Below are 9,813 nucleotides of genomic sequence, written 5' to 3' on the forward strand. Positions count from 1 at the left end.
CAACATTCTGTAAAGAGTTATTTAATCAAAGCAATCATCAATACGTCGCTGAATTATATTAAAAAGGAAAAGTTAATAACAGCAAAGAGATTAAAATATATGGCCGAACAGCAGGAAGTTGATCATGATGAAAGCTCAAAAAATGCTGAAGAAGCGTTATTGGTGGGCTTAGAGCGCGCACTGGAGTTGCTGCCAGAAAAATGTAAGAATGTGATGTATTTAAGTCGTTTTGGTAAATTGAAGCAGCATGAAATAGCTGAACAAATGAATATTTCAATCAAGACTGTAAAGAATCATTTAACCTATGGTTTTCAAAAGTTAAGGGAACATCTGGAGAAACATAAAGAGTCCATTATTATATTATTTATGCTATTTAAAATTAAGCTTTAAAAAGGACATGATGAAAGAATCTGAATTAAATGATGGATTGATTTGTAGCTTGATTATTGAAAGCATTGATCAGACCATTACGCCAGAAAATAAAATACTTCTTGATAGCTGGAGAAATGCAGATAAAGCGAATGAAAGAGTTTTTCAAGACTATGTTAATGTCCAGGTTAATTTAGATAAAATAAACAGTAAATATCGTTATGATACGCAGTCTTCCTGGGAATCATTAGATAAAAAGCTCCATATCAGACAGAAAACTGTTTTTCCTTGGTACAAACTGGCCGCTGCAGTGCTTATTATCCTTTCTGTGGGCTATTACTTTTTAGATAGCAATAGTAAATATGTTGTGATCAATACAAAGGATAATTCCCTAACAGCGCTTACTTTGCCAGACGGAACGCAGGTAAATATGAATAAGGCTACTACCATCAGGTATAATAAAAAAAACTTTACAACGGATAGAAGACTTGAACTTTTAAAGGGTGAAGTATTTATCCATGTAATTAATCACCATGCGCCTCAATTTGTAGTTGATATGGGAAATGTTGATGCCAAAGATATTGGTACTAGTTTTAATGTATTGAGAAATGATAAAGAAGTATCTATTATTGTTGCAGACGGCTCAGTGGCTTTAAGACATTTAGAATCAAAGCAACAAGTATTGCTAAAAAAAGGACAAGTGGGCCTTTATTCTGTTCATACAGAAAAATTAAGATCAGCTAATAACAGCAATGTAAATTATAAAGCTTGGGTAGATAAGAAGTTTATATTTAATGAGGTGCCATTTGAAGAGGTTGCCGTGCAGCTTGAAAAAGTTTATCAAACCACGATTTCCATTAATGGTAATAAATTGAAAAACAGAAAATTAACAGCAAAATTGCATTACCAAAATATAGATAGTGCAATGGCAGTAATTTCTGCATCTTTGCAATGTAAAGTAACAAAAGATAAAGACACCTATGTGTTATCGGACCTTTAAGTATCTATGTTTTTTAATTACGTTATTTTCAATATTATCCTTTACAAAAAACGTATCTGGACAAAAAGTTGACCATTTAAAGAAAGAGGTAACTATCAACCTACCTGCTGATTCTTTAATAAATACACTTCGTAAAATTGAATTAAAAACCAATATCAATTTTGCTTATGCTTCAGATCAGCTCTCCACAAAGTATAACGCTAAGATCAACGTTTCCCATATGCGTCTTGGGGCGCTATTAGAAGAAGTATTGTTCGGCACTGGCCTAGGTTTTAGCCTAATTGGTAATGATATTGTAATTACCCCAAAAAAACCAATCACATGGACTATACATGGGCATGTACTTGATAAGGCAAGTGGCGAAGTGTTGATGGGGGCAACGGTACAAATTCCTTCGCTTAAAATAGGGGTCATTGCAAATCAATATGGCTTTTATTCCATTTCAGTCCCTGAAGGTAATTATCAAATTCAAATCTCTAATGCTGGTTATCAAACGAGGCAGGAGTTTATTCGGCTGGACAAAGACCTGCTTAATGAAATTGAATTATCTTTTCAGGAACGTCAATTGGAGGAAGTGGTGATCATGCAATCTACATTAACACCAAATCCCATCCTATTTAACGAGCAAAATATTACACAAAATCAGCTCTACAATACGGTTTATAATGCAGGAGAAACCGATATATTGAAAAAACTGCAAATGGAAAACGGCATTAAAGCCATCACTGAAGGAAGCTCAGGCCTCTTTGTAAGGGGAGGTAATGCAGATCAAAATCTTATCCTTCTTGATGAAGCCATCGTTTATAATCCTTCTCATTTGTATGGCCTTGTGTCTATCTTCAATCCTGATGCAATCAGCAATATTCAGGTATACAAAGACTATATGCCTGCAAACTTCGGCGGCAGACTATCTTCGGTCATTGTGAATCGAATGGCGGAAGGAAACAGCAAGGAGTATCACCTGAGTGGAAGTGTAAATTTAATGTCTGCACGTTTATCGGCTGAGGGGCCGCTCGTAAAAAATAAAGCATCCTTTATCGTCGCTTATCGACGCAGTCTTTTAGATGTTTTTCATAATAAATTAAAGCTCTTCAATCCACGGTCGGTCTATTATGATATCAATGCAAAAGTCAATTACAAATTAAACATTAATAACACTTTATTTTATTCTGTTTATCTTGGTAAAGACAACCTGCTGTCGACGGATAATTATTCAAATAATTGGGGTAATTTAACCTCGACACTCCGTTGGAATCATGTTTTTAGCTCAAAATTATTCGCTAATATTTCTGCTATTTCTAGCAATTATAGTAACCTGCTAGACCTAAATGCAGATACACTATCGCAGAAAAGCCAATGGCAAACTGCAGTAAGAGATTTTACCGTAAAAGCAGACTATACTTATTACAGTAGCCCAGGCAATCAAATCAAATTTGGTGCATCCTCTATCTTTCACCGGTTTATGCCTGGTGAAATGTATAAGCAGGAATCATTTGAATTTAACATTGCAAAAAACAAATCGATTGAATCAACATTGTACTACTCCCAGCAACTTTCATTGGGAAAGTCTTTTGAATTAAATTATGGCTTAAGGTTAAGCATGTTCAGGAACGCACAGGAGAAGCGAAACGTTTTTGATGAGTCGGGGAACTTACTTAAGCAAGAGGAGATAAAAACCTTTATAAATCCTGAACCAAGGGTAAATTTTAATTACCTGGCGGGTAATAATGAAAGGGTTTTTATAACCTATAACCTTAATTATCAATATCTCCAACTCATTCAAAATAACCCCTTAGCATTTTCTTCTCTTGAATCCTGGATACCGGCCTCCACGGCTATCAAACCGCAGCGATCAGCTCATTTTTCTTTGGGATATCGTTATTCTCCTGATCATTTTATGTTTTCTGCAAATGCTTATTATAAAAAATTGGAGAATCAGCTGGAGCTTATTGGCCATGCCCAGATTATACGCAATCCGGATGTTGCAGCTCAGTTAAGGTCCGGAACGTCTAATGTATATGGCATAGAAACTGAAATTGAAAAATCAACAGGCAGGGTTTCTGGAAATTTAGCCTACACCTATTCTAAAGCCTACCGTAAGATTGGAGATATCAATTATGGAAATCGATTTGCGGCTAATTATGACATACCTCATGAAATAAAGTTAGTAGTTAAATATAACTTTAGTGAGCGCCTTTCCTTTCAATCCTTTTTCACTTATTCTACCGGGAGGCCACTTACCTTGCCTGTGGGCTATTATCAGCATGATGGATTAAATGTTCCCATTTTTGAGGGCAGAAATACCTCAAGATTTCCTGATTTCAGTAGGTTGGACATTTCTTCTCAATACCGGTTTAAATCAGATATCTCCTCTAAAAGGTCTCTTGTAAGTGTAGTCTCTGTTGGGCTGTATAATTTGTACAACAGGAAAAATGCCTTATATTATCATTTAAACTCATCCTCATTTGAGAATAAACCAAACACTTTTGAATATGCATTTGGCTTATATCCATGGATTGCTTATAGCTTCAAAATTTAAATATGAATAGCATTCGACTACTGTTTATCTTTCTTTTTTCTGCCATAATGTTTTCATCATGCAAAAAAAGCATCCTTGAAAAAGAGTCGTTTTTAACACCTAGCAGGAAATATGATATAGCTGTGGAGGGAGGAATAAACACCTTATTTGCATCACAATATATCCGGCTAACAATTCCCGCATTACACCCTGATTCTACACCTATGCCAATTAGAAATGCTTCAGTAGTTGTAAATGATGGAAAATCTGATTTGATTTTTCGCGAAAGTTCTCCCGGTATCTATATGGCAACCAATAGAAATGATCCCAATTATAATAAAGCTTATACTTTAACTATTCAATACAATAATAAAACTTACACCGCGGTTGATACACTAAGGCAAGTGATCAACATTGTAGATGATTTTTTACCCTTATCAGTTTTGAAGCAAGCAGATAATTCAGTGAAGGGGGTGATTCCTAAACATACTTTTGGTTATTTGAATCCAAATAAGTGGTTTATTGCTTATTCAGGGATTCCGGCATGGAATCCTTCAAACTTCGATCAAACGATATATTATAGTTATACACATTTTTTAGGTTCACCAAACTCTCTTTATCCCCTCAATAACCTCAAAAGAGATTTTATCTTAGCTAAAGACGACTTTATTACAATTTATAAGATCTCTCTTTCAGAAAATTATGCTAAATATCTTTATTCTGTATTTATGGAGACCGATTGGAGCGGCCTTTTCTCCGCGGTTCCTGTTAATGTAGAAGGAAATGTATCTGGAAATGCTCAGGGTTATTTTTCTGTCACCGATATAGATTCTGGCAGGTATAAGGCAAGTGATTTATAAAGAGCTTGTGATGTATTTAACAACAGCAATAATATCTCGATATGAGGAAGAATTAGCCTTTTAAAATTTGTATCAGGTCATCATTGATATAATATACATCCCTGCCATCCTTGTTTGGGCTTAATATTTTTGCGTTAACCAGCTCGTTAAAATACTTGGTAAGTGTTGTCCTGGAGGTAACACTTAATAGATCTCCAATTAATTTAGGCTTGATATAAGGTTGGCTAAAAATGGCTTCATTTACCTCTTTGTTGTACCACTTGATGTTGGACTTACCGTGAGCAAGGGTTGCCTCCATTTGGTTAATTATACTAACGATAAGCTGGTTAGTAAGTGCTGCTGTTTTTTCAACGGCGTCTAACATATAGAGTACCCAAGGTTTCCATGATCCCCTTTGTGTTATCCCACTGAGGTGATGATAGTAATCTTCCTGGTTAATCATAATGTATTTTGATAAATATAGTACTGGTTGTCCCAATAGATCTTTGTTGACCAAGTATAAGAGGTTCAAGATCCTTCCTGTCCTCCCATTGCCGTCGGAAAATGGATGTATTGCCTCAAATTGGTAATGAGCTATACACATTTTGATAAGGGGATCTGCTGAATGTTTGTTGTCATCGTTCAGGTATTCAATTAAGTTTTTCATTTTGGCTTCTATGACGCCAACTCCCCTTGGAGGGGTGTAGATCACTTCTCCCGACCTGAACTCGCTTTGTCCCCTTCTAATTACCGTAAGCGTTTGAGGTGGTCGGATGGTAGCAGTGGAGTTTTTGATCTGTCTGAATGTACTGATTACACAGTCCAAGTCTATCATTCCACTATTCTTAATGATATTAAAACCTTCCCACAAAGCTTCCCTATAGCGTAATACTTCTTTTGTGGCAGGTCTTATGTTTTCTTCTTTTATTGTTTCAGAAACTGCTTTATAAAGTTCATCTTCCGTAGTAAATATGTTTTCTATGGCGGTGGAGGTTTGTGCTTCTTGTAAAGCGATGGTATTAATGAGCATGGTGGGGTTTGGCAACCGATGGATACTTGAATTAATGGTTGCCAATGCCCGAGATGCAGTAACGAGTTTCTTCATTACTTCTATATCTTCTTCTACATTAATAGATGGCGGCAATAGGGGAAGGTCATTAAAAGGTTGTTTTCTATCGTAGGCCATATGTTCATTTTTAGCTTAATAATGGACGCTTATCAAAAATAGAGATATTTAATGGACAATAATGTGTGATCTGTCCATTTTATCTAAAAAAAGTGAACACGTATTGAATTGCCGCTTCGTAGATGAACACTTCATCAGTGTATGTCCAGTTTTTCAATAAATATGAACATGTCTATTGCATTGACCAAACAATCTGGGTAAAATCTTATATTCATTAAATTTTTGGGATCAATGTGGAATTATTCAAAGCATCTTTAGCTACTGTATTGAACTAGTCGCTGAGCGAGGTACCAATTAGTGGTATCTCATTGCTGGAGACATTGATGCATGAATATCGGTAAGGTAGACTCTTGTCTTATTAATAGAAAAATGATTTGTCAGTTAGAGGTAGTAAGGAGGGATTTTATTAAATGTGAGACGGCTTCAAAATATTTGAAGCCAATCTACACACTTATTCGAGAGCTAACGTTTTTATTAGTAATTATCTATTGTCTGATGTAATTGTACCCTGAAATCGTAAATTTCATCTAGGCTATTCAGTTGCTTTTTCTCACCGGCATCTTTCCCATTTTGAAAAGTTTCCAGGTATTTATTAGCGGTATTAAAGTGGAAACGACAAATAGGTTTTCTATTATTATCATCTAGAAGAACGCCGAAATAAGATTGAGTATCTCTTGGTGCAATTCGTCCTGAAGCTATTTTTTCACGTAAAATAGCTTTTACAATTTGGAAGGCATCTAGCTCCTCTTCTGTAGTGATGATTTTAGAAGTATCATTATTTTCAATAACAGGAATAACATTATTGTCTTCTTGTTTTTCAATCTTCTCGTTGATGTTTAAGGCAGATTTTAATCGATCACTAATTGATTCATTGATAGAAAGTGTTAAGGCTTTTTTAGCATATTCTTTAAAGGCAATCATTCGATTTGCCGTTAATGGTTTTTCAAAAAACCTGTTCACCAACAATTTAACGAGTTCATCAGAAGGATGGTCAATTTCTTTTTCAAATTCCTTACGGATAGCTTTTATATATTTCAGTCCTTCAGCAGAATCTAGGATTGTCTCTAGGTTGTATTCGTTTTTGGTAAAGCTTTCCAGAATTTTAAGCGCATTATCTTTAAGATCTTCTATATTTATGGTTAGGAATGGCTTTTCATCCATAATATTCGGCTTTTCCAAATCAGCATAAAAATTATAGATTGTACCATTTGTCAATACACCAAATCTTGCTTTTGAAACGTGATAATAACGGTGTAATTGAGAATTGTGCGCCTCTACGTTTTCTTTCCAATGTTTACATTCAAAAATAAGAATGGGCTCATTGTTTTTGCGGATTACATAATCTACCTTTTCACCTTTTTTGGTCCCAATATCGCAAATGTGCTCTGGGATTACTTCGGTAGGATTAAAAATATCGTAGCCTAAAATTTGAATGAATGGCAATACAAAGGCATTCTTCGTTGCTTCTTCAGTATTAATCTGATCTTTCAATCCGACTACTCGTTGATGAAGTTGTTCTAGTTTAAGTTTTAAATCCATGTTGCCGTAGTTCTGAAATTTTGTTAATCAAAAGTATCATAAACTGAGGTCTATTTCTTACGGGAACCCGTAAGACCATAAATTTTTCAGCATAATATACCTAAGTTTCTTGGCCTTAAATAATCCCGAAATCCTTGCAATAGGCCACCAGTTGCTCATTCTTCGAGAAATTTAGCGCCTCTTTCATGTAGTTAAGCCTTTTCTCAACACTACTCAAACCTGATGGTTTGATGTTATTTTCCAAAAGGTAAACTGGAATTTCTTTTTGCAGGGTACCTTGCGATAATAAGGAAATAATGGTGATATCGAAGCTTGTAAACTCGTAAGCATTTTTTTGATTAATGATATGCTTCAATGTTGCCGAAATGTAAGGCTGATTTTTAACCATGGTCTCAATAGCCAATTTAAGGTCTTTGGCATCATGCCGTGCTTTACGCACAAAGGCATTAATTTTTAATTGCTTGAAAAGGGTATCAATAACACTTGCCTTATTTTCTGCTGAGAATACAAGAACTTTTAAATTGGGCTGTATAGCTCTAACAGCCTCAACCAATTCCATTCCTCCTGCAAGTTTTTGCTTGCGGTGATCTTCCTCAAAAGACAAGTCGGTAATCAGTAAGTCAAAGGGCTCCTCAGTAGTCGCATTTTTCTGGATCAGCATTAATGCATCGTCACAGTAATAGGTATATTCAGTTTTTGCAATACCTAAATCATCCATTGTTTTCCTTATAGAAATACTGGTCGTTTCGTGGTCTTCAGCAATTAATACTTTTTTGAACATCATTGATTAACGTTAAGAAACGGGGAATGAAATTTGAATTTTTAATCCTGTTTCTGCTTTATAGTCAAAGATAATTGCTCCTTTTATGGTATTTATACGGTTTCCCGTATTTCGAAGACCATTATTTTTTAAAACATTTTCCTTCATACCAATCCCGTTATCTGTATAATAAATATAGATTTGATGTGCGTTCTGTTCAAATCTTACACCTACATTGCTGGCACCACTGTGTTTTGTCATGTTAACCATGAGTTCTTGAAGAATATGCTCTATTTCATATTGAGTATTCGTATTTACCTTTTCCCATAATTCTGGTGCATTTCCTGCGATTAATATTTTAGTGCCTTCAGTAGCGAAAGAGGTGAGCAGTTCTGATATCTTTTCATGGAAAGGCGTTAGGGTAGGTTTTTCGTTTTCGTAAGAAATATCTCTTGATTTTTCATAGAGATCTTCTATTCTGTCTAATGTAAGTTCCTTATTGAAATGCTCCTGATTTTCTATCTCCGTCATTACCCTATACAAACCATTGGCCACCACATCATGTACTCTTTTTGAGGTTTTAAGCTGACTTTCTCTTATGGAGTGCTGTGCCTCCAGCGCTAGCTTTTGTTTCCTTTTTTTATACCAAAATAGGCCTCCAATGAGCAGTAAGGAAGTAATGACCAATACTATAATAAGTTGATACCTTTTTTCGGTATTTTCATGTTGCAACTTCAGGTTATCTGCCTTATGTTTTTCTGTTTCGTAACGGATGAGGGCAAACTGGTTCTTAGCTGCACTATGCGCCTCCTGTACACTATCACCTAATTTTTGGTAAACATCAAAATATCGCTTTATGATTTCTGGCTCACTTAACCTGATGATTTTTTGAAGTGCTTCCAGCCTGTCGTCTGGGCTATTTAATTTGCTTGTTATTTGATACATTTGATGCGCATATAACAAGGCCGAATCAGGTTTGCTTTGACTATAATAGTCTGCAAGGTGACCAAAGCTTGCTATTTGTCCCCAAAAATCATTTTCTTTTTTGCGAATTTTCAATGCTTTTAAGAATTCCGGCGCGGCCTTGTAATTGGCATTTTGATGCCATTTAGTAAAGGCGAAATTATCAGCCACCCTTGCCAATAATATGGGGTTATTTTGAACATTCTCCTCTTTAAGCAGCTGATGGTAAATGTATTTAGCAGTGTCATATTCTTTTAACCTGAAATAGGCCACGGCCAGGTTATTCTTACACGTTAAGCTGTCTTTATCTTTGTAAAAAGCAAGTGATTTTTTATACCAAACGATCGACTCCCGGTGAGCTTTTAAACTTGTTTTATTGATTGCGATGGTATTATAAACCGTTGCAAAATAAGTGGGGTCTGTTCTTTCAAAATAGTTCAGTGCCATTATAGCAGACTCGTCACTACCAAAGTAATCGCCAATTACAGATTGGGTGATAGCCATATTAAACAAAGATTTTCCAACCAATAGACTATCACGGCTGGTTAAGGCTACTTTATTGTAATAGTAAAAAGCGCTATCATAACGAACCTCATCATAAAAATCATTTGCCTTGTTATATTCTTTCAAAAGGTCTTT

8 protein-coding genes are annotated in these 9,813 nt (G+C 35.4%); 4 read left to right on the plus strand and 4 right to left on the minus strand.

Annotation, left to right across the window (positions count from 1 at the left end):
* The 4 genes from ACR2F7_RS06735 to ACR2F7_RS06750 all read left to right on the plus strand — a co-directional run.
* Positions 1-390: RNA polymerase sigma factor (locus ACR2F7_RS06735; RefSeq protein ID WP_432712816.1), on the plus strand; the 390-nt coding region annotated here is incomplete at its 5' end.
* A 7-nt stretch (positions 391-397) separates the two neighbouring features.
* Positions 398-1,369 (plus strand): FecR family protein, encoded by a 972-nt coding sequence (locus tag ACR2F7_RS06740; RefSeq protein ID WP_432712817.1) that lies wholly within the window; start codon positions 398-400, stop codon positions 1,367-1,369.
* Complete coding sequence (locus ACR2F7_RS06745) at positions 1,350-3,908, plus strand: TonB-dependent receptor domain-containing protein (RefSeq protein WP_432712818.1); 2,559 nt, start codon at positions 1,350-1,352, stop codon at positions 3,906-3,908. The genes ACR2F7_RS06740 and ACR2F7_RS06745 overlap by 20 nt, the downstream gene beginning before the upstream one ends.
* Positions 3,909-3,910: 2 nt before the next feature.
* Positions 3,911-4,747: a hypothetical protein gene (locus ACR2F7_RS06750; RefSeq protein WP_432712819.1), complete on the plus strand. Its 837-nt coding sequence runs from the start codon at positions 3,911-3,913 to the stop codon at positions 4,745-4,747.
* 52 nt (positions 4,748-4,799) lie between these two features.
* Here ACR2F7_RS06750 and ACR2F7_RS06755 read toward each other — a convergent pair whose 3' ends face one another.
* The 4 genes from ACR2F7_RS06755 to ACR2F7_RS06770 form a co-directional block, all read right to left on the minus strand.
* Positions 4,800-5,912: a Fic family protein gene (locus ACR2F7_RS06755; protein ID WP_432712820.1), complete on the minus strand. Its 1,113-nt coding sequence runs from the start codon at positions 5,910-5,912 to the stop codon at positions 4,800-4,802.
* 474 nt (positions 5,913-6,386) lie between these two features.
* Positions 6,387-7,451, minus strand: a complete 1,065-nt coding sequence (locus ACR2F7_RS06760; protein ID WP_432712821.1) for a type I restriction endonuclease — start codon at positions 7,449-7,451, stop codon at positions 6,387-6,389.
* Between the two features lie 115 nt (positions 7,452-7,566).
* Positions 7,567-8,235, minus strand: coding sequence for a response regulator (locus ACR2F7_RS06765; RefSeq protein WP_432712822.1), 669 nt, complete (start codon positions 8,233-8,235; stop codon positions 7,567-7,569).
* Positions 8,236-8,244: 9 nt separating this feature from the next.
* On the minus strand, positions 8,245-9,813 hold a 1,569-nt coding region (locus ACR2F7_RS06770; protein WP_432712823.1), incomplete at its 5' end, for a tetratricopeptide repeat-containing sensor histidine kinase.

It is taken from the genome of Pedobacter sp. (genome assembly GCF_045628745.1).
In the GTDB taxonomy this organism is placed as follows: Bacteria; Bacteroidota; Bacteroidia; order Sphingobacteriales; family Sphingobacteriaceae; genus Pedobacter.